17 protein-coding genes are annotated in these 21,381 nt (G+C 56.4%); 14 read left to right on the forward strand and 3 right to left on the reverse strand.

Annotation, left to right across the window (positions count from 1 at the left end):
- Positions 1 to 56 precede the first annotated feature (56 nt).
- Positions 57 to 1,388, reverse strand: coding sequence for a reverse transcriptase family protein (locus OSO_RS46845; RefSeq protein WP_010588137.1), 1,332 nt, complete (start codon positions 1,386 to 1,388; stop codon positions 57 to 59).
- 638 nt (positions 1,389 to 2,026) lie between these two features.
- On the opposite strand from OSO_RS46845, the gene rsfS reads away from it, so the two are divergent.
- Together rsfS and OSO_RS0138995 are read left to right on the forward strand one after the other, a co-directional pair.
- Positions 2,027 to 2,380, forward strand: a complete 354-nt coding sequence (gene rsfS / locus OSO_RS0138990; RefSeq protein WP_010588138.1) for a ribosome silencing factor — start codon at positions 2,027 to 2,029, stop codon at positions 2,378 to 2,380.
- Between the two features lie 93 nt (positions 2,381 to 2,473).
- Positions 2,474 to 3,508 carry an NAD(P)-dependent oxidoreductase gene (locus OSO_RS0138995; RefSeq protein WP_010588139.1) on the forward strand — a complete coding sequence of 345 codons (1,035 nt, stop codon included), beginning with the start codon at positions 2,474 to 2,476 and terminating at the stop codon, positions 3,506 to 3,508.
- A gap of 206 nt (positions 3,509 to 3,714) precedes the next feature.
- Here the strand turns inward: OSO_RS0138995 and OSO_RS0139000 are convergent, their stop codons facing one another.
- The gene (locus OSO_RS0139000) at positions 3,715 to 5,151 is read right to left on the reverse strand and encodes a TAXI family TRAP transporter solute-binding subunit (RefSeq protein ID WP_010588140.1); all 1,437 of its coding nucleotides are present in this window, start codon (positions 5,149 to 5,151) and stop codon (positions 3,715 to 3,717) included.
- A gap of 334 nt (positions 5,152 to 5,485) precedes the next feature.
- Between OSO_RS0139000 and OSO_RS0139010 the strand changes: the two genes are divergently transcribed.
- Complete coding sequence (locus OSO_RS0139010; protein ID WP_157606180.1) at positions 5,486 to 7,114, forward strand: sulfatase family protein; 1,629 nt, start codon at positions 5,486 to 5,488, stop codon at positions 7,112 to 7,114.
- A gap of 105 nt (positions 7,115 to 7,219) precedes the next feature.
- Here OSO_RS0139010 and OSO_RS0139015 read toward each other — a convergent pair whose 3' ends face one another.
- Positions 7,220 to 8,605 carry a glycosyltransferase family protein gene (locus OSO_RS0139015; RefSeq protein WP_010588143.1) on the reverse strand — a complete coding sequence of 462 codons (1,386 nt, stop codon included), beginning with the start codon at positions 8,603 to 8,605 and terminating at the stop codon, positions 7,220 to 7,222.
- A gap of 283 nt (positions 8,606 to 8,888) precedes the next feature.
- Here OSO_RS0139015 and rfbF point away from each other — a divergent pair, with 283 nt between their 5' ends.
- From rfbF to OSO_RS0139085, 11 genes are all read left to right on the forward strand, one after another.
- The gene (gene rfbF, locus OSO_RS0139025; protein ID WP_040593970.1) at positions 8,889 to 9,704 is read left to right on the forward strand and encodes a glucose-1-phosphate cytidylyltransferase; all 816 of its coding nucleotides are present in this window, start codon (positions 8,889 to 8,891) and stop codon (positions 9,702 to 9,704) included.
- A 93-nt stretch (positions 9,705 to 9,797) separates the two neighbouring features.
- Positions 9,798 to 10,847 carry an NAD-dependent epimerase/dehydratase family protein gene (locus OSO_RS0139030; protein ID WP_010588145.1) on the forward strand — a complete coding sequence of 350 codons (1,050 nt, stop codon included), beginning with the start codon at positions 9,798 to 9,800 and terminating at the stop codon, positions 10,845 to 10,847.
- Positions 10,766 to 12,031 carry a class I SAM-dependent methyltransferase gene (locus OSO_RS0139035; RefSeq protein WP_029247933.1) on the forward strand — a complete coding sequence of 422 codons (1,266 nt, stop codon included), beginning with the start codon at positions 10,766 to 10,768 and terminating at the stop codon, positions 12,029 to 12,031. The genes OSO_RS0139030 and OSO_RS0139035 overlap by 82 nt, the downstream gene beginning before the upstream one ends.
- Before the next feature lie 148 nt (positions 12,032 to 12,179).
- Positions 12,180 to 12,704, forward strand: a complete 525-nt coding sequence (gene rfbC, locus OSO_RS0139040; protein ID WP_010588147.1) for a dTDP-4-dehydrorhamnose 3,5-epimerase — start codon at positions 12,180 to 12,182, stop codon at positions 12,702 to 12,704.
- Between the two features lie 310 nt (positions 12,705 to 13,014).
- Complete coding sequence (locus OSO_RS0139045; protein WP_010588148.1) at positions 13,015 to 13,503, forward strand: acyltransferase; 489 nt, start codon at positions 13,015 to 13,017, stop codon at positions 13,501 to 13,503.
- Positions 13,500 to 14,360, forward strand: a complete 861-nt coding sequence (locus OSO_RS46850; protein ID WP_010588149.1) for an NAD-dependent epimerase/dehydratase family protein — start codon at positions 13,500 to 13,502, stop codon at positions 14,358 to 14,360. The genes OSO_RS0139045 and OSO_RS46850 overlap by 4 nt, the downstream gene beginning before the upstream one ends.
- Positions 14,357 to 15,118 (forward strand): cephalosporin hydroxylase family protein, encoded by a 762-nt coding sequence (locus OSO_RS0139055; protein WP_010588150.1) that lies wholly within the window; start codon positions 14,357 to 14,359, stop codon positions 15,116 to 15,118. Before OSO_RS46850 ends, OSO_RS0139055 begins: the two co-directional genes overlap by 4 nt.
- A 160-nt stretch (positions 15,119 to 15,278) precedes the next feature.
- Positions 15,279 to 16,199, forward strand: coding sequence for a glycosyltransferase family 2 protein (locus tag OSO_RS49200; protein ID WP_010588151.1), 921 nt, complete (start codon positions 15,279 to 15,281; stop codon positions 16,197 to 16,199).
- A 278-nt stretch (positions 16,200 to 16,477) separates the two neighbouring features.
- Positions 16,478 to 18,166 carry an ArnT family glycosyltransferase gene (locus OSO_RS0139070; RefSeq protein WP_010588152.1) on the forward strand — a complete coding sequence of 563 codons (1,689 nt, stop codon included), beginning with the start codon at positions 16,478 to 16,480 and terminating at the stop codon, positions 18,164 to 18,166.
- A 186-nt stretch (positions 18,167 to 18,352) separates the two neighbouring features.
- The gene (asnB, locus tag OSO_RS0139080; RefSeq protein ID WP_010588153.1) at positions 18,353 to 20,344 is read left to right on the forward strand and encodes an asparagine synthase (glutamine-hydrolyzing); all 1,992 of its coding nucleotides are present in this window, start codon (positions 18,353 to 18,355) and stop codon (positions 20,342 to 20,344) included.
- A gap of 227 nt (positions 20,345 to 20,571) precedes the next feature.
- Positions 20,572 to 21,357 (forward strand): YqjF family protein, encoded by a 786-nt coding sequence (locus tag OSO_RS0139085; protein WP_010588154.1) that lies wholly within the window; start codon positions 20,572 to 20,574, stop codon positions 21,355 to 21,357.
- Positions 21,358 to 21,381 lie beyond the last annotated feature (24 nt).

Here is a 21,381-nt window from a genome sequence, read left to right on the forward strand (position 1 = left end):
GCCTCGCCGGGAAGGATCAGCCGATTTATGAAGATTTTCGCAACACGTGCGAAGCGTCACCTCGCCCAATCGATGACCTGAAACAGCTCGGTCAATTTCTGACCGCGAACTGGGTTCAACATCGAAACATGTGCAATGCAGCCTCGCAAATGATTGTAGAAATCGACGACTCCATCGCGATTTTGAGACGACGGCCCGTGACGCTGGCAATTTGTGAGCATCGCCTTCAACCGATCGTAATCGCCGCGTGAGATATTCGGCTTTTCGTTGACGACCACCCCGGTTACCGACTGTCGCTGATGGGAACGCAAGATGCGCCGTTTTTTGTGGTTCACAAAGAATCGCTCTTGCCTGACAATCTGCTGCACGAGTGGAATGATCGCCCGCAATCCGCGGGTCAATTCCTTGGATCCCGAGATCGTCAAGTCGTCCGCATAACGCGTGTAGGTCGCGCCAAATGACTTGGCCAATCCCGTGATCCTCGCATCCAGTCCGAACGCAGACAAGTTTGCCAACCCGGGCGATGTCGGGGCTCCCTGCGGTAGATGTCGCCGCAAATAAGCGACAAGCGCATAGGGTCCCTGTTCTTGAAACCCCAGATTGCCAGGCACTGCGGACGTGGTGAGTAAACCAAGCCAGATCGCCACTTCGCGCGAATAGCCAAGACCACGGAAAATGGCGACGACGCGGGCAAAGCTGACCGTGGTATAAAAGTTGGACAAGTCCAGCTTCAATACGACGTGCTGTCCGACATGTGGCAGCGCATTCGTCACGATCGACCGACCGACCGTGAATCCATGCGCGGATCTGTGAACGGGAATCGGATCGAGCAGCTCGCGCAGGATTTTCGTCTGGACAAGCTTAAGCATCGCCTTGGGCGCTTCGATCAGTCGCCAGCCCCCTTGACGCTTCTTCAACCAGTGAAAATGATAGTGTGCGTCTTTCACCGTGGCCGGTCGGCCCGCAGAAAATCGGTGAACCAGCCAAGCCACCTTGTTCAGCGGAAGGCCGATCCAGTTCGCGAGATCATCGGGCGTCCGTAAGACGGGCAAACCAAATTGAGCGAGCCGAGCTTCATTCGCATCACGGCTGAGATCCAGGTAGCGGCCGGTTTGCGAGCCGTAACGAGCATAGTTGTACGGCTCGCCTTCCGTTTCGACGTACGCCATGGATGGACGAGTAATATCAGATTCGACGCGAGTCGAAGCAACAAGTCGCGCACGGCCTGGCGGGTAACTGCGGCGGGTCGTTCGAAGTGATGTCGGCGTGAGATTCTCGGATTTGGCAGAGGCTTGTTCGGAAGCAGGCCGTGAGTTGGATTCAGTCGGAACGGGTCCGCGCGACGATCCCCACCCGAGACGCTGCATTAGCCAACGAATTAACCCCATGAAGCCGTTTCCATAGAGACTGACGCTACTCCGCAATCACCGCGAATCTTTCGATGGCACATTCACAGGACCGCAAATGGGGATTGGCACTGCAGTCGAAACAAAAATACTGACCTGCGGGCCGCACAACCGATCCCGTGGCGAAGAGCTGTTGACGGTATCGACTACCGTCACAGCTCTTCACAGCTCGATTGAGGAACAACTCTGCGACCGCGGGGTAACCCCGCAGTGTTTAGCACATCCCGAACAGGGACGGCCAAACGTGTCTTGTGCGACCCACAGGACAGCGGCCATATCGTAACTGACCGGCCACCGCGGTCAATGCGCGAACCCCTGCGAAACACCAGAAAACTGGCCCATTCGAAATCGCGGGTTTCCCCGAAATCGTGGTGCCGCGCTTCGTGTTTCCACAAATATTTCCTCTCGAAAATGCGTTCCGCGTGACGGATTGAGCACGCATCAACTTCCGTATTTCGATCACCTGTTTTGCATCGGCGCTTGAACAAGGGTGGGTGAACCTCTTACAACGTTAGGGTGTCCGACAGGACAGACCTCCGTCAAAATCCGTCGCCGATCCCTGGAGTTTCGCTATTTCTCCCGCCGCAGCCACCTCCGCAACACCCCGACTGCAACGCAGCTTGGAAGATGCGTGTCACATTGCCAAACTCTGCGAAGAGTATCGCGGTAAGGACGTCGTCGTACTTGATTTGACGGCGATCACGCCGATTATGGACTTTTTCGTCATTGCAACCGGCGCCAATATTCGCCAGATGCACGCGCTGACTGACGAAGTTCGCGTCCTGATGAAGTCCCGCGGAAATAAACCTCCTGCGACCGAAGGGTACGAACAAAGTTCTTGGATCCTGCAGGACTGGGGCGATATCGTCGTCCACGTCTTCCTGGCCGATGCGCGCGAGTTGTACGATCTCGAAGGCCTGTGGGCCGATGCGAAACGCGTCGATTGGAAAGATGTCCTCGCCAAATCGAGCTGAACTTTCGCAAATTTTTGCGGTGACGTTAGGATGGATACCTCGGTCTTCCGAACCATGAATTGACGACATTGTCATCCAGACAGGATTGGTGAGATGCCCGCTTCGTCACCGTTTCGAATTGGATTGACTCGAGACTTCCTCAAACCCGATGGCACGATCGGGTTTGGCGATATCGGATTGTCGTTATTCGACACCGCGCCCAACGTGACGTGGGAATTCCTGGCAGATCACTCACCGATACTCACACCTCAGCAGATCGCGGGGTTTGACGGATTGCTGGTCTTGGCTCCGCAAGTCACGGCCGCAACACTCGTCGGCAATGATCGCCTGAGTCTGATCGCACGATTTGGCGTCGGCTACGACAACGTGGATGTTCCCGCCTGCACTGCGGCCGGAGTGATGCTGACAATCACACCCGACGGAGTCCGCCGCCCCGTCGCCGTCTCGGCCATCACTCTCCTGCTGGCACTCTCCCACAAGTTGCTCATCAAAGATCGCTTAACGCGTACCGGGCGGTGGGCCGAAAAACTCAACCACATGGGGCAGGGCGTCAAGGGGCGAACGTTGGGTGTGCTGGGCGTCGGCAATATCGGACGTGAGATCTTTCAACTGGCCGCACCGTTCGAAATGCGGCATCTGGGCTATGATCCGTTCCTGAAGACCTCGGTCGCGGGTGTCGAACTGGTGTCATTCGAAACGATCTTACAGGAATCCGATTATCTGATTGTGAGCTGCGCACTGACGCCAGAAACGCATCACCTGCTGAATGCCGACCGCCTGGCGCTCATGAAATCGAATGCCTATCTCATTAACGTGGCCCGCGGTCCGATCATTGACCAACTCGCACTGACCGACGCTCTGGCCGAACAACGAATCGCCGGCGCGGGATTAGACGTCTTTGCCGTTGAACCGATCGCGAACGACGATCCTTTGCTGGCGCTCGACAACGTGATTCTGTCGCCACACGGCATCTGCTGGACTGACGAGTGCTTTCAGGGGATCGGCCGCAGTGCCTGTCAAAGCTTGATCGACGTCGCCGCAGGGCGTACTCCAACCAACCTCGTCAACCGGGATGTCCTCAATAGCCCACGACTTCGCAGCCTGTACGAATCACGAGTCCCACGGTAGCCCAGGGCGCAACTTTATGGACATCGCAAAGTCGTCAAGTTGCGTCACAAATCTTCAGGCCCAATCGGGCCTGAGACAAATAGATCGCCAAGGTGGCACATAAAACTTGTGCCCCGCGTTGATTGGTACCCGCAATCCAACGAAAAAATCCTTCACAGCATTGCCTGGGGGTATCTCACGGAACGAGATGGCCGCTCGCCTCTCAATCACACCACCTTCACGGGGGTGATGGGTGGATTCGACGGGACCGACATTGGATCAACTGGTTCGGTCTTGATTGTTGCATGTAGGATTTTCAACTGGATATTGATCTTCAATCCATCACAGCGCTGGTGAATGATCTCGGGCATGCCGCTGAACAACAGTGACGAGTTCTCTTGCGTATAGTATCCACCAATCATGCTGACCAACCCCAGCAAGTCGCTGCACAGGCTGAGGTACAGCAGATGATCGTGCCGCAGCGTCTCATCCTTCACTCCTAGGACATCCTTCGAGCTCTGATGGATACTGATCAAGCTGACCAGGGAATTCAGCTCATGAAAGCGTTTTCGATACGCAAGCATCTCAAGTCCGGTCAGCGCGAGAAACGCCAGAACGAGATTGATAATGATTCCCAGGAACGCATCGACTCCCTGGACGAACTCACTCGTTTCCCCCAATGTTGGCTCATATCGGCCATCGGTAATCGACAAGGGCTGACCGTCAAGCAGGTGGCTGGCCGCCGCCAGCATCCGCGCCGTCAGCGCTCGTTTCGCCACCAGATAAGTGGCAACCGAGTACGTTGAAGTAGCCTCGGTTGGGTAGGGGGGCGCACTGCGAAGATACCCTGCGGGAATGATCGTCGGCTTCAAATAGTCCAGATGCGCCAGCCGAGCCCCCAGATCGGGTGCAGCAAGGCGAAACCCTGCTTCGGCCAGCCGATCGCTCGCATGCAAGGTCTTTTCGTCCGCCAGATCTTTGACAGCAAACACCGCATCAACATCTTCAGGAATTACGTACTTTTCGTTGCCCGTCAACTCGACCCAGTCATGTAGATACCTCACCTGTTTGTCGATCTTCCAGGCCTTCATGAACTGTTGTGCCACCGAATGACTTCCGGCCCCTTCGACCGATGTCAGTACGCGGCGCACGGATTGCAAATCCGTCGCCCTCGGCCGTACGAACCATAAGACGACTTCTGGATCAGGGGTCTCCAACCTGGGCAGCCCTGACTGGATTTCAATCCCGCCTTGCACAAACGCGAGATCCACCGCTCCCTGTTCCACCAGTTTCGCAGCTTCTGGTGATCCCGCCACGAAAACCGGTTTAAGCTCCAGTCGATCGACTCGTTTCGAGCGCTCATTCAACTCGTGTGCGTCGCGATCGGGTAGGGCAATCGTCAACGTATAAGTGCGGAAGAAATGGACATAGATCCAGGCGACAAGCATCAACAGAGCCACAACCAGAAATAAGGCTGGCAGCCGATGAATGCCAAATGGCCGACGCAAACGTTCGGCGACATGCTTGGCTTCGCTGGCCGCCGCCGCGACCCCCCCGGCAAGGCTCATCAATCCCGTGTGATGGGGGATCTCACGCTCCACGCGACTGCGCACGTCTTCCGCATTGCGGATGACGGGATCGATCCTCAGTCGTAACGGATTCACAAAACACTCCTGGGTTCAGCAATTTGAAATCGAGGTCCGGTAGTTGAGTCGATTTCACGCGATTCGTCTATCGCAGAGCGCGTCACTTCAACACACGCAATTGCTCACTGAGAAAGACCATTCGATCTTCGCCCACATGTGGCCTGAACTGCCCCCCAAAGGCCTGCCGAATCAAGGGGTCAGGCAAATTGGCGTTCATGCCGTCTGCCATTTTGAATCGGTATGAGGCCACCCACCGTAATTTCCCACAGGCCGCGAGATCCTCGCGAGATTGTGACAGGATTGGTATACGAATCGAATCGATTCCGCTCACTTTATGCGTAGCGAGAACATCATGGACAACGATCAACGCCACCGACCGGTTCATCATTTCCCGCAAAAGAACTCGGGCCGTACCAGAAATTGGCGGATTCTCAATTTCGCGCTGCTGATCATCGGATGGACCGCAACCGTTCAGGTCTCGGCCGCCGAACGTCCCAATGTACTGTTAATTCTATGTGATGATCTCGGTTATGGAGATGTCGCCGCTCTGAATCCACAATGCAAATTCCGGACTCCCCATCTCGACCGACTCGCCAAAGACGGAGTCAGCTTCACCGATGCGCACTCAAGTTCGGCCGTGTGTACGCCAACACGCTATGGCCTGCTGACAGGCCGGTACAACTGGCGTACGCGATTGCAGAGTGGTGTGCTGGGCGGCCTTAGCCCCCGCTTGATCGAACCTGAGGTCCGCACTCTGGCCGATATGCTGCATGCGGAAGGTTATGACACGGCCTGCTTCGGCAAGTGGCATCTGGGCATGGAATGGTCTCGTCTGCCGAACGAACCTGCCTTCACGGATGCCATCGAAAAGGGCAGCGACGGATGGCGTGTCGATTATCGTCAGCCGTTTCGAAATGGCCCCTTGAGCGTCGGGTTCAATCGATATTTTGGCATCGCCGCATCACTCGACATGGTTCCGTATACATTCCTCGACAACGATCGCGTTGCCGTCATCCCGACCGTCGATAAAGAATTTCCCATGCTGCTCGGTCGCGAACAGGGACAAACGCGCCGCGGTCCCGCGGCCGCCGATTTCGATGCCGCCCAGGTCTTGCCAACACTTACAGGACATGTCATCGAATACCTCAAGCAACATGCAGCAATCGGTTCAAAGCCCTTTTTCTGCTACGTCCCACTCGCGTCGCCGCACACCCCCATCGTTCCCACAAAACAGTGGCAGGGCCATAGCGGTACCAATCACTACGGTGACTTCGTCGAGGAAACCGATGACGCCATCGGACGAATTCTGCAAACGGTTCGCGATCAGCATCTGACCGAACGCACCATTGTGATCGTGACTAGCGACAATGGATGCTCGCCGCAGGCCGATTTTCCCGAACTCGCACGCTTCGGTCACAACCCCAGCCATCATTTCCGTGGCCACAAGGCCGACATCTTCGAGGGAGGTCACCGTGTCCCATATATCGTGAGTTGGCCCGGCCGTATTCCCGCTGGCGAAACCTGTTCGAAGCTGACTGGACTGCAGGACACGTTCGCGACTTGCATCGACCTCGTGGAGATCAAACGACCCGAGAACGTCGCGGTCGACAGCTTTTCCTGGAGATCGCATTTGATACCCGGCGCCTCACTGCATCGGGTTCGCGAATCGCTCGTTCATCATTCGATTAACGGCTCATTCGCATTGCGACGTGGTCAGTGGAAACTGTGTTTCTGTGGAGACTCGGGCGGATGGAGTGAGCCGCGTCCGAACTCATCGGCCGCCAAATCGTTGCCGTCGCTGCAGCTTTACGACTTAAGCGTCGATGTGAGCGAGCAGCAGAACCTGGCCGAGAGCCAACCCGCAATCGTACGACAACTGACCGACGAAATGGCAGAACTCATTGCACGCGGTCGCAGCACGCCGGGCCCGGTCCTCGCGAATAGCGCTCCCGTAATTTGGCGGAAACCAGAACTGCCCTGACGAGTCGTACGTGCAGCAATGGGATCTGACAAAAAGCGGCCCACGGCGCGAGAATTCATCCATTGGAACTCGCGAAGAATGAAATCGTCACGATGAACTCCTAACTCATTCAACAGGTGCCAGTTCAGAGAATGCGGCCTGGACAACCGGCTGTGACGACTTCTTGGATTCGAGCCAGAAGATCTGCAATGTACCGTCCGCGACTTTGTTGTCGATGATATCCCTGGGTAGCCGGTTCAACTTGACCCGTTGACCAGTATTGAACAGGTCGATCGTGAACGGCTTACCTGAACGAAAGCAGGCGTAGTTCGACCCCGCGGCGTCATTCGGAAACGCCTGGATTCGAGACACGGTCTCGGCCATGACATCTTGCGAGACCTTGAGGTTCTCATGAAACGTACGGTCGACGAGTAGCCGGACCGGCTCAAAGCGTGAGGTCATCATCAGACGACAGCAAATCATTGTGACAAACGTGGCACGCAGAAATGCGGGAGCGTAGGTTCCGGCCAGCGCCGGTCGTGCCAGCGCGTCGAAGACCAGCCCCACTCCGATCGAGACTGCAATCACCAGATCAAACTGCGCATTATGTCCCACTCCATCGCCGGCCTTCTGCAAGAAGAACATGACAAACGAAATGCCGACAAGCAGATTGCAAAGCTGAACAGCGCCCTCTCGGCGCTGCTGAAATCCGATATACGTCCAGGCCATCAACCCGACGATGACCCATTGCAAATGTCCGATCGCACCGACGGGATGCCGCCAGGTGTAAAACCGTGGGGCCAGCATATTCAGAAGAAAGTCGGGCCCGTATGCCAAGTGGCAAATGACAAATCCTGCCACGATCGCGCCCATCGCCGCGGCACTGGGCTTCAACGATTGCCGTGGATGCTTGACGACCAGCCAGATCATCGCGGTCATCGGCATCGACACAATATTGTGCTTGAAAAATCCCGCCACGACCATCACCAAGAGAGGCAGTACGAAGCCGTGACCACGGCGGTTCGCGGCGAGAAACAGGGCAAACCCAGCCGTCATGATCGCTTGAGCGAACAACTGGGGATCGTTCATCCCCACATAGTCGGTAAAGAATCCGCACATCGTCGCGACGAAGTACAGTCCTGCCAGCCACGCAGCCGCCGGTGTCCCATTAAACTGCCGCACGCAAATTCCCACGGCGAATCCGATCGCCAGAACGGAAACGAGCGAAATCAGTCGGCCAGCGAAAATCACATCTCCAATCGCACGACCCAGGTATCCGACGACGTAAAAGGACAACGGTGGATAGTTGTTCGTGATCAGTTGATCGGAGTCGGGATAGAGCGGCATACGGCCCATAGCCGCGTCGGCATAGAACGCATTCCATCCTTCGTTCGTGTCGATCTCGACGTTCAAAACAGACCGATAGACAGGCCAGATCACCAAGAGAATGGCCAATGAGACCAACCACATGAACGCCAGCTTCAATCGCGAGTCAGCGGTCATCTTGAACATGTTCATGCTCGTTCTCACCACACTTCGTTCAGTAGTCCTTGCACGTCGGGGCCGCGGACTGTAGTGAGATTGCTTCCAATCAACAACGCGAATTTGAGAACCTTATCGGGAAGGAGAGCGTTCATGGCTCTGCGCTGATCTTGACACTCGGAAAGGCCGTTCTTACATTCCCCACGGTCACCGCAGATCAAAAGCGGCGGTCCCTTCATGGATTGAAGTGTCGGACATGGGATTCCAGAGCGAATCCGTCCTGATCGAAAAATGGATTTTTACGGGGCGCGCGATGCGAGTAGTCATTCTCGCCGGGGGCATGGGAACTCGGCTGCAGGAAGAAACGACCGCCCGCCCAAAACCGATGGTCGAAATCGGCGGCAAGCCGATCCTTTGGCACATCATGAAGCATTACGACCAATTTCGGTTTGATGACTTCTATATCGCCCTGGGGTATATGGGCGACTTCATCAAGGGTTACTTCCTTGAGCGATACAACCTGTCCGGCAGCCTGTCGATCGATTTCGCCAAGAAGTCGATCAAACGGACCGACGTTGAAGTCGAGAGCTGGAATGTGAATCTCGTCGAAACCGGCCTGTCGACGCTGACGGGCGGAAGACTGCTGCGGCTCAGGCGATTCCTGTCGGACGACACGTTTATGCTGACTTATGGCGACGGCGTTTCCAATGTCGATTTGTCAGCGCTGCTCGATTTCCACCGCAAACAAGGCAAGATCGCCACCGTCACCGCAGTCCGCCCGCCCGCGAGGTTTGGCGGACTGACGATCGAAGACGGCATCGTGAGCTGCTTCAACGAAAAATCCGTCAAAGGCGAAGGCTGGATCAACGGCGGCTTTCTGGTCTTTGAACCGGCCATTTTCGATTACCTCGCGAGCGACACCGACAGTCTGGAAGCCGACGCCCTCAGTCGTGTCGCGGCCGACGGTCAACTGGCCGCCTACGAACACGACGGGTTCTGGCAATGCATGGACACCCTGCGTGACAAGCATTACCTCGAACAGATGTGGCAATCGGGATCAGCCCCCTGGCGAACCTGGGATCGTGACGCCGAGATTCCCACACTGAAATTGAGACCCAAAGCCGCGTAGCACCAGACGTCTGTCGATCGAGACACGTGCGACCACGGGGCGTCTCGATCCCTGACCGCCGATCACTGATTGAGCCGAGAAGAAAACATCATGATGGAATCCTGCGGCAGCTTCGACAAAACGTTCTGGCGCGATCGACGCGTCTTCGTCACGGGCGCCACGGGACTAGTTGGTGGATGGTTGGTCCGCCGATTACTCGACGCCGAAGCCGATGTGGTCTGTCTGATCCGCGACTGGACACCTCAATCGGAATTGTTCAAAAGCCGCATGATCGACGAAGTCACCGTCGTGAATGGCGACCTGTGCGACCAGGCGGTCCTGGAACGAGCCCTGGGCGAATTTGAAATCTCGACCGTCATGCATCTGGCCGCCCAGACCATCGTCGGCATTGCCAACCGCAACCCGATCTCGACCTTCGAAGCCAACATTGGCGGCACCTGGAAACTACTGGAGGCCTGCCGCCGCTCACCGAAAGTCGGCCAAATCATTGTGGCATCCTCCGACAAAGCCTACGGCGAAGCGAAGACACTTCCTTATACGGAAGACACGCCCCTGGCCGGTCAGCATCCGTATGACGTCAGCAAATCGTGCAGCGATTTGATTGCACAGACTTATGCGGTCACCTACGGCTTGCCCGTCATGATCACGCGTTGCGGCAATTTTTACGGCGGCGGCGATCTGAATTGGAATCGCATTATTCCCGGAACCATCCGCTCGGTCTTACGCGATCAACGTCCCTTGATCCGCTCTGATGGGACGTTCGTCCGAGACTATTTCTACGTCGAGGATGGTGCCGCCGCGTATATGTTCCTCGCCGAACAACTTGCACGACGGCCTGATCTGGCCGGACAGGCCTTCAACCTCTCCACAGAAATTCAGCTTTCCGTGACCGACATCGTTCGCATGGTGCTCAATGTGATGAGGTCGAAGCTGGAGCCCGAAATACTGGGCGAGGCCAGTCACGAAATTCCGCATCAGTATCTCAGTGCCCAGAAGGCCCGTGAACTTCTGAACTGGCGTCCGCTATTCACCTTGGAGGAAGGCCTCCGTAGGACAATCGCATGGTACACGAATCACCTGCAGCCAACGGTCAAACACACCAGCACGATGTGGCCTGTCGGATTTGCGGCCAAGTCGGCCTGAACTCGATTCTTTCGCTCGGTCAAACCCCGCTCGCGAATGCGTTGCTGCGCGAAGACCAACTGGCCGCTCACGAACAGACGTGGCCACTGGAGCTCGCATGGTGCCCTGATTGTTCGCTGGCACAAATCACCGAAACCGTTCCGCCCGAGATTTTATTTCGAGAGTATTCCTACTTCTCGTCGTTCTCGGACACGATGGTGGCACATGCCCGCACCATCGCCGACCGGATGCGTACCACGCGCAACTTGGGACCTGAGAGCCTTGCGGTCGAGATTGCCAGCAACGATGGATATCTGCTGCAGTGGTATCACAAAGCGGGCGTTCCGGTTTTAGGGATCGAACCGGCCCAAAATATCGCCAAGGTCGCAGAAGCCGAACGCGGCGTCCGGACTATTAGCGAATTCTTCGGGAAAGATCTCGCCACCCAACTGGCTCAAGCGGGCCAACGGGCTGACGTCATTCACGCCAACAACGTCCTGGCTCACGTCGCCGATCTAAATGGTGTCGTCGCCGGCTTCGCGGCGATGCTCAAACCAAACGGTGTGGTCGTCGTCGAAGCGCCTTACCTGAAAGACCTGCTGGATCATGTCGAATTCGACACGATCTATCACGAACATCTGTGCTACTTCTCGCTGACAGCCCTAAAGCAACTGTTCCAGCAGCATGGCCTGAGTATTGTCGACGTCGAACGTTTGACCATTCACGGTGGCTCGCTACGAATCTTCGCGTCACACGCGGGAAGTGCACCGATTCAACCCGCCGTAGTACAGCTTCTGCAGCAGGAATCAACCTGGGTCCGCGATGATGCTTACTACCAATCATTTGGGAATCGCGTCGAAGGCCTGCGGAAGCAGCTTGTCGAGCTTTTGCATTCGATCAAGGCCGACGGAAAGCGCATCGCCGTTTACGGAGCATCGGCCAAGGGCAGCACGCTGCTGAACTACTTTGGGATCGGTACTGAGTTACTCGACTATGTCGTTGACCGTAGCACCGTAAAGCAAGGCCGGTACACTCCCGGTACCAAACTCAAGATCTGCGATCCCACACGGCTGACTGAAGATCAGCCCGACTACTGTCTGCTGCTGACCTGGAACTTCGCAGAAGAAGTCCTGGCCCAGCAAGCCAAGTACCGAGACCAGGGCGGCAAGTTCATCGTGCCGATCCCCCAAGTACGGGTCGCCTGATTTTCAGTCTCATCTCCGTGTCCCTGTGCCTCTGTGTCTCGCACACCACCAGTGCGTCCCCAAAGTGAACGTCGCGTTCGGCGGGGTCCAGCGGTGGTGAGGGAGACACAGAGGCACAGAGACACGGAGAACTACGGCGAGGGATACCGTGATCTTTCGAGAGACGCCGCTTCGTGGTGCGTACCTGATCGAGCCTGAACGAATGGAAGATCCGCGAGGGTTCTTCGCGAGGTCGTGGTGTCAGCGCGAGTTTGCCGAACGCGGGCTTTGCGATCAGTTCACGCAGTGCAACATCTCGTTCAATCATAAAGCGGGCACCGTCCGCGGCATGCACTATCAGGCCGCGCCGCATGCGGAAACCAAACTCGTTCGCTGCACTGCGGGTGCCATCTACGACGTGATCGTCGATATGCGTCCAGTCTCGCCGACATATCGCCAGTGGTTCGCCGCCGAATTGTCGGCCGAGAACCGACAGATGCTTTACATCCCCGAAGAATTCGCACACGGCTTCCAGACCCTGACCGATCAGTCAGAAGTTTTCTACCAGATGTCACACGAATTCCATGCGAGTAGTTCCCGTGGCTTCCGCTGGAACGACGAGAAAATCGGGATCTCATGGCCAAGTCCTGTCACTGTCATTGGCGACAAAGATCAGAACTGGCCTGCACTCTGAAAGAAACCCGGTGAAAGAAACCCGGGCGACGATCACGAGCGCAGCCGGCGAGACTTGAAGCTCACATCGCGTCTCTGGCATCGAATGAATCATCTATGCCCCCTCGAGTGACTTCCCCCCAAAAGGTCATCTTGACCCTCTTAGAGGGTTCACCTATCGTCACCGCGCGGTGGTTTGGGCAATCTTGATGCAATGGCGCTGCGCATGCGACTTTCACGTGTGCCGCGGACGCTATCGTGGATCAGGAAGTGAATCACCTCAACCTTTTTAATCCATTCGGAGAGCGGCCTGACGCGATCTGGAGCCTGAAATGCTTGTCGCGGACAATTCCGCTCGCATCTCGAAATTTGCGGACATCGATGAATCGACCCGCGGAACCAAAATCCGCGTTGGAGCGAATTCGGTTATCGACTCGTTCGTGCGCATCAAATGTGCAGGCGGAACTGACGACGTCGTCATCGGTGAGCATTGCTTCATCAATTCAGGAACGGTGATTTATTCGGGGAATGGCGTCCGCATGGGCGACCATGTTCTCATCGCCGCCAATTGCACCCTTGCTCCCGTCAATCATGCCTGTCGTGACCGAAACCAGTTGATCGTCGAACAGCGATTCTCGCCCAGCAAAGGGGGGATCGTCATTGAGGATGACGTCTGGATCGGCGCTGGCAGTGTAGTGCTCGACGGCGCGATCCTTCGTCGCGGTGCGGTCGTCGGAGCCTGTGCCCTGGTTCGAGGGGAACTCGAATCCTACGGAATTTACGCCGGCAATCCGCTCAAGAAGATTGGAGAGCGGACATGAAATACACCGTCCTCGGTGCATCCGGGTTCATCGGTTCCCATCTGGCCGCGTTGGCTCAACGCCAGGGACACGACGTTTTCTGCCCCGCCCGCGATGCGGCGCTTGAGGGGCTCGATCTGGGCCATGTGATCTACGCCATCGGGCTGACGTCCGATTTCCGTCAGCGGCCACATGACACGGTGACAGCTCATGTCACGAAACTGCAAGAGATTTTGACACAAACGTCCTTCGATTCGCTCGTGTATTTGTCGTCAACACGCGTCTATTCGCGTTGTCTAACGAACATGATCGGCAGTGACGGTACCGTCGCCGTTTCCGAAGAGACCCCGGTGAGTGTCCTTTCGTCCGATTTCAGTGACCTCTACAACATCTCCAAACTGATGGGTGAAAGCCTGGCCCTGACGCATGGCCGCAAGGTCAAGATCGCCCGGTTGTCGAACGTCGTGGGAATGGACGTCACATCCGACAATTTCCTGATCAGCGTACTACGAGAAGGGCTCAAGACGGGGCGTGTCGAACTTCGGACGGCGCTCGATTCGGCCAAAGATTATGTCTCGGTCTCGGACGTCGCAGACATCTTGCTGCGACTCGGCACTAGCGGAAAGCATTCGATCTACAACCTCGCGTCAGGCGTGAATACAACGCACCGTGAAATTGTCGCGAGACTCGGGCTGCTCACGGGAACGCGCTTCCACGTGGCACCCGGATCGCCAACCATTACCTTTCCGCCGATCGACGTCCGTCGCCTGGTCGACGAATTCCAGTATGCGCCCCGCAGTCTGGATGCGATGATCTGTTCCATCGTGAGCGGCTTCCGCTCGCATTTCTCACATCAAACAGGCAAGTACGCCGCATGAAAATCGACTTCGAAAATGCCGTGATCGAGGTACCCGGTCCCAGCGGTGAACTGCGCCGCCTACCTTTCGCCAGTGCCGAAGGGTTTCGAGAGGTGACGAAAGCCTGGCTGCGCGTTGGCTGGGACACCAAGTACGTCTATGGATTCACCTGGCTGGGCCGCCCGATCATTCAACTGCCCGATGATATGATTCGTCTGCAGGAAGTAATCTATCAAATTCAGCCCGACGTGATCATTGAAACCGGCATCGCACACGGCGGATCGCTGATTTATTCGGCCAGTCTGTGCCAGATGATCGGCAAAGGCCGAGTGGTCGGGGTCGACATCGAGATCCGTCCGAAGAATCGAGAGGCAATCGAAGCCCATCCACTCGCCTCGTACATCACCATGTTCGAAGGCGACTCCACTTCTCAAGACGTGGTCGGCAAAGTTCGTGAGCAGATCCGTCCCGGTGAAACGACGATCGTGTTTCTGGACAGTTGTCATACCGCCGATCACGTGATGAAAGAACTAGAAGCCTACGGACCACTCGTCACATCGGGTTCCTACATCGTGGCGATGGACGGCATCATGAAAGATGTTGTCGGAGCTCCTCGCACCTCGCCTGATTGGGACACGAATAACCCTCAGACGGCGGTCGACGAATTCCTGAAGAAACATCCAGAATTTACGCTGGAAGAGCCCGCGTTCCCATTTAACGAGGGAATCGTCACAGATCGCGTGACCTACTGGCCAAACGCCTTCCTCAAGCGGGCTTGACCGGTTCCCAGAAGTGAATTATGCCACGTCGACGCTCGGTGGATATTCGTTGAAGATTGGACTTTAGGGCCATCAATCGCAATCGGATTGCGACGCGGCCAGATGACGTCTGCTCGAAAAGTCCAGACAATGCCGAGTGCTGCGGAAAGGATGGCGCAGAATGTCGACCCCTCTCGTTTCGATTGGAATGCCTGTTTACAACGGGGGCGAAACGCTCCGACGCGCTCTCAAAAGTGTGCTGGCTCAGTCGGAGGGCAATTTTGAAATTATTCTGTCGGACAACGCATCAACCGACGGTGTGACTCAAGCGATCTGTGAAGAGTACGCGCGGCTTGATCCGCGAATTCGCCTGACGCGACAGCCGGAGAATCGCGGCGCGATCGCCAACTTCTTGTGGGTGGTGGAACACGCCCGCGGCAAGTATTTCATGTGGGCCGCTCATGACGACACCTGGGCAAAGGACTATGTCGAATTGCTCAGCCGCCGTCTGGATGCCTGTCCCACAGCCGTGCTGGCAACGCCGTCGATCACGACCGAGAAAACAATCTCGCACGGCGACCGGATTCAACACGTCATTCCACCAGCCCCGAATGCGGATCGATGGACCACACTGGACGTCTTCATCAAAGACGCTGGCTGCGAATGGATCTATGGACTCTATCGCACCAACTGGATCAAAACGGCGACTCCCCAATGGGTGAACTTCCCACTCGACTACGGTGATCTGGTCTGGATGTTCGATCTGATGGTGCGTGAGCAGGTCGTTGGTGAGCCGAACACGATGTTCTACTACACCAACAGCCATAAGACACAGAAGACTGCAAACCGGCGGCTCAGAAAAATCGAAGTGTGGGCACAGCTGATCTATCACCTCAATCGAATCAGTTGGACCCGTGTACCTCCTGCCGAACAATGGCGTGCGTTCTTCTACGCCTGTCGCATCATCTTCCGTTTCCACATCTATCGTCGCGGGATCCTGGGAACACCCGCCAACATCGCCAAGCTGGCGATGCTTTGGGCGATGTTTGGCTTCGGAAAGGGAGTCAATCGAATCATGGGCCATCGCAGTCTGGCTCGGTAAACAAGGACATGAGTCAGTCACCGTTCACAGACCGGCGACTGACTCATTTTCCCGCAACAAAAGAAAGAGTTGCTCTGGTCGATGCGATTCAGATTCGAATGAACCGGGAAATTGTGCCTGTTCCCCTCTCTGCGGGCGGTGAACGGTTACCGTAATGAAATCAGGGCCCTTCTGACACTTTTTGACGTATCGTTAACACCATGCCGCCACACACATCGGAACCAAACCTTCCATCCGCGTTAACGACTCGCCACGACGGAACACGATGGGAGGAGCTGGTGATCCGTTGTCGCAACTGGTTCGCGCTGACGCCGCAAATCGATTCGAGTTCGGCTCATTTCGACACCGACCAGCAACGTACCCAAAGGATCATCGGCTGGCTGATCGGATTGGGATTGCTTGCGAGGGTCGTTCGGTACTACTTGTGCTTTCCCCTGTGGGACGACGAATCGTTCTTGTGTGTCAACTTCATCAGCCGCAGTTTCGCAGAGCTCTTGCGGCCACTCGACTATCACCAGGTCGCGCCCGTGCTATTTCTGTGGATCGAACGGGCGCTCGTGAAGCTGTTCGGCTTCTCGGAATACGCCCTGCGGTTGTTTCCGTTTGTGTGCTCGATCGCCAGCCTCTTCGTCTTTCGCCGCGTCGCCGAGAAACTGCTGTCCGGCCCGGCGCTCATCTTCGCGATCGCGATGTTCGCCGTCTCATACCCTGGTATTCGCTACGCTGCGGAAGCCAAGCCCTACGGCAGCGACATGTTTGTGTCGCTCGTGATGCTATCCTGCGTCGTCGACTGGTTCCAACGGCGGGACAGCCGAATCCTGATCCTGCTGGCTGTGGCGATGCCCATCGTCATGGGTGTCTCATACCCGGCCGTCTTTGCAGCGGGGGGGATGAGCCTGGTTGTGGCCGCTGTACTGCTGACCCAGCACGGATCACAACGTGAATGGCTGCTCTGGGCGGTTTGGAACGCCAGCCTGGTTGCCAGTTTTGTGACCTGGTTCAGCATGGTTGGCCGCGTGCAAAATGGTGCTGAAGCGGAATTCATGGGTGCATACTGGAAAGAAAACTTCCCACCCATCGCTCAACCCTGGCTAGTACCATATTGGCTCTTGAAGACCCACGCGAGCGACTTTCTGGCCTACCCGTTCGGCGGCCCTAAATGGGCCAGTTCACTGACACTCATTGTTTGCCTGATGGGACTCTGGAGTCTCGCAAAACGTCGGCTGATTTTGATTCTGGGCCTACTGCTGGCGCCAGCCGGATTGCATTTGCTGGCGGCCGCCCTGCAGAAATATCCCTACGGTGGTCACGTCAAGTTTTCGCAACATCTGGCTCCGATGATCTGCTGTCTGGGCGGAGTGGGATTGGCTCAACTTCAGGACTGGATCGCGCAAGGCAGCGAATCGAGAAATCGTGGTTTGATTGCGATCTGTACGCTGCTAGTCGCGGTCGGAGGGGCGTCGATCGGACGCGACCTGATCAGCCCCTACAAAACGCGATCCGACTTCCGAGCCAGAGCGTTCGCTCAATCGTTCTGGGCGGGAGCCCACTACGCCGAAGAAGTGGTCTGCGTGGAAAGTGACCTGGGATTCAATCTCGTCCCGGATCAGCATCGAGAACTGAGCTGGTGTGCTCACTTTATCTGCAACCGAGCCATTGAAGTCAGCCGGGCGTCGCTCCGTCCCGCCGATGTGACAAAAGTCTCGGCGACACGCCCATTGCGTTGCGTTCTCTACCGCGACGCACGATATTCCCTCGATCAAGACATTCTGAATCAGTGGCTCGCCGACATGCAACAGGACTACGAACTGGTGGCGCATGAAAGCGTTCCATTCCCACGAATGGCGAAAAACGATCGTAGTCTGATCACGATGGAACATGTCGATTCCTACAAGTTCATTCCTCGTGATGGCGTCGTCCGGGCGGAATTACCCTTCGCGCGCAGACAGACGGCCGCGTCGAACTAGTACGAATTGACCTGTCGGTGAATCTCTTGCGAACAGGCCAAGGTATCTACTGGCAATGTTCGCAACCTTGTCAGATCAGTGTGGAGAAATCACCAGAAACCGAGGGGACTGTTGAAACAACCTCCGTAGGCTTCCTGATGTTTCTCCAGGCCGAGAATGTCTTCCTTAAAAGCCTTGTGAGCCTTCATGTGCGGGATTGCCGGTTACATCAGCTTGAAGAACGCACCCGTCTATCGCGAAACGATCGCGCGAATGGTTGCGGCAATCAAGCACCGGGGTCCTGACGCTCAGACGGTACATCTGGATGGCCCGGTCGGGTTTGGACATGCTCGCCTTTCCATCATCGATCTCGCTGGCGGTCAGCAACCACTGTTCAACGAAGACAGGACCGTCTCGGTCATCTGCAACGGCGAAATCTATAATTATCGCGAACTTCGCGAGCGCCTTCTGCAACGAGGCCACCGCTTTCATACCGGCAGCGACTGCGAAGTGATCGCCCATCTCTGGGAAGAACACGGTTCAAAGCTGGTCGACGAGCTGCGAGGGATGTTCGCATTCGTCCTGTACGATCGGCGTCAGAACGTCGTGTTCGGTGCCCGCGATCGATTCGGGCAGAAGCCGCTGTACTACTACCATAGTGACGATACGTTCGCGTTCGCGTCCGAGATCAAAGGGTTGCTGCCCCTGTCCGAAATCTCGCGGAATCTTGATCCCTTCGCCGTCGATCAGTTTCTATTTCATCAGTTCATCCCGCAACCACGAACCCTGTTTCGCTACGTGAAAAAGCTGCCAGCGGGGAACTGCTTCGAACTCCGATTGCCACCATTACCGCATCAGGCTGCACAAAGGCTTGCAGAAGAACTGACGTCAGCGGGCGTCACAGCACCGCCACAAGCGGCGACGCGTCAAAATGGCCTGGAAAAATCGTCGAGTAGCCGAGGCGCTCACTTTTTCACCTGGCGGTACTGGCATCCCACGTTCGCTCCAGACTGGGCCAAGTCTGACGCTGAACATCTAAACTGCGTCGAAGCGTCGCTCACGGATGCGGTAGAAAGCCACATGGTGGCCGACGTACCAGTCGGAGTCTTTCTAAGCGGCGGAATCGATTCCAGCCTGATCACGGCACTTGCCGCGAAATTCAATCCGCAGCCCCTGGAAACCTTCGCGATTTCGTTTCCGGGCAGCGAACATGACGAAGGTCCAAGCGCTGCCGCGGTGGCCAAATACCTCGGCACCAAACACCACGAATTTCCGTTCGTCCCCGGCGATATGCGTGAACTGCTGACGCGAGCCGCCACGCTGTATGACCAACCCTTGGCCGATACGGCTGTGTTGCCACTGATGGCGCTCAGCCGTGCCGCGGCCAACCACGTAAAAGTCGTTCTGACCGGTGACGGTGGCGACGAACTGTTCGCGGGATATCGGAAGTATCAACGCGTTTCTGGTGTCCCCGGCCGATATCGATGGCTCTCGCGGATCAGCGCGTTGCTCTTTCCGATGCACGAGTTGGCCGCCTGCCGCCCCGATCCGCTGGGACTGCGCAAGGCCCGAGCGCGTGTCGCAATGGTCATCGCGCCGACCTGTCGTAGCGATTACAACCGTCAAGGTTGGGAAGGTTGGGAACGGTATGCAATTTACCGTCCCGAAATCGCGCAGATGATTGGCGGTCAGTTCGAGTCACTGCGGCGACCGTGTGACTTGGAACTGGGAAAGCTCTCTCCACTCAATGCGGCCTTGCAACTTGATCAGGGTACCGTGTTGGCCGATCGACTGCTCCTCAAGGGCGATTGCTCGACCATGGCGTTTGGCCTCGAAGCACGGGCCCCATTGTTGGACCATCACCTCGCCAAGATTGCAGGCGAGTTACCCTATCATTTGAAGGTGACACCGTCCAAAACGAAGGTCGCCTTGCGCGAAATCGCGAGTCGGTACCTTCCCGTCGAGATCATCAATCGCCGCAAGAAAGGCTTTTCGATGCCACTCGACAAATGGTTTCGAAATGAGTTACTCGATTGGACCAAGAGCTGCCTTTTGGACGATTCGATCGCCCTGTCACGCTACTTCCAACGAGCCCCGATCGAAAAGCTCATCCGCGAACATGTCGCCGGCCAAAACCACGCCGCCCGCATTCACACGCTGCTGATGTTCGAACTCTGGAACCGAGAATACGCCAGCTAGCGCCCTCTCTTCTCTGTGTCTCCGTGCCTCTGTGCCTCGCTTCATCCCCACTGGATCCACATGGACGCGTCGCGTACATCGGGAACACACTGGTAGGGGATTGAGACACAGAGGCGCAGAGCCACAGAGAATTTCAGTTCGCACGAACAAGTGGGCGAAATGTAGGACTCGCCTATCTGGCTAGAATCCGATACGAACAATAGTCGATAGAAGGTGGAAAGAACCCCATGTCATTTCAGCAACCGATCTTTCTGACAGCGGAATGGCGACATCTGGTGATGCTGAATTACTTCATCGATCCCGCGATCCTCAAACCGCTCGTCCCCGCAGGAACAGAGTTGGATTTCAGGAACAATCAAACTTATGTCAGTCTTGTCGGATTTCGGTTTCTCAATACGAAGATTCGCAATGTTCCGGTTCCGTGCCATCGCAATTTTTCGGAAGTCAATTTGCGATTCTATGTCCGACACCGTGATGGTGACGAATGGCGTCGGGCCGTGGTGTTCATCAAAGAGATCGTGCCACTTCCTGCGGTCACGTTGATCGCGCGTCGTCTGTACAACGAAAACTACGTCACGCTCCCCATGCGACAGACATTGATGCAGACATTCATCAATCATCGTCGCAGGCAATCCCTATCCTATTCCTGGAAGTGGCAGGGCCGCTGGGCTGAACTCGCCGCCGAGACTGAAGGGGATCCCGAGCCGCTGGCGAGGGGTTCGGAAGAAGAGTTTATCGCCGAGCACTATTGGGGTTACACAACTCAACGCAATGGCAGCACGATGGAGTACGCTGTTGAACATCCGCCATGGCAGGTCTGGCGCGCGACAGTCTCCCGTTTTCATGGCGACGCGACTTCGCTGTATGGCCAGGAGTTTGCCGAAACACTCTCGCGGCCGCCGAGCTCGGCGTTCGTCGCAGACGGATCGGAAGTGCTCATCCGCAAGGGGACCCGATTGCCGAAGCCTTCGCCGATCGCTCGAACGATTCCCTCGTCAGCGAAATCCCACTAAAACCACACGAGAGACCCCGCCACC

This window comes from Schlesneria paludicola DSM 18645 (assembly GCF_000255655.1).
GTDB classification, from domain to species: domain Bacteria; phylum Planctomycetota; class Planctomycetia; order Planctomycetales; family Planctomycetaceae; genus Schlesneria; species Schlesneria paludicola.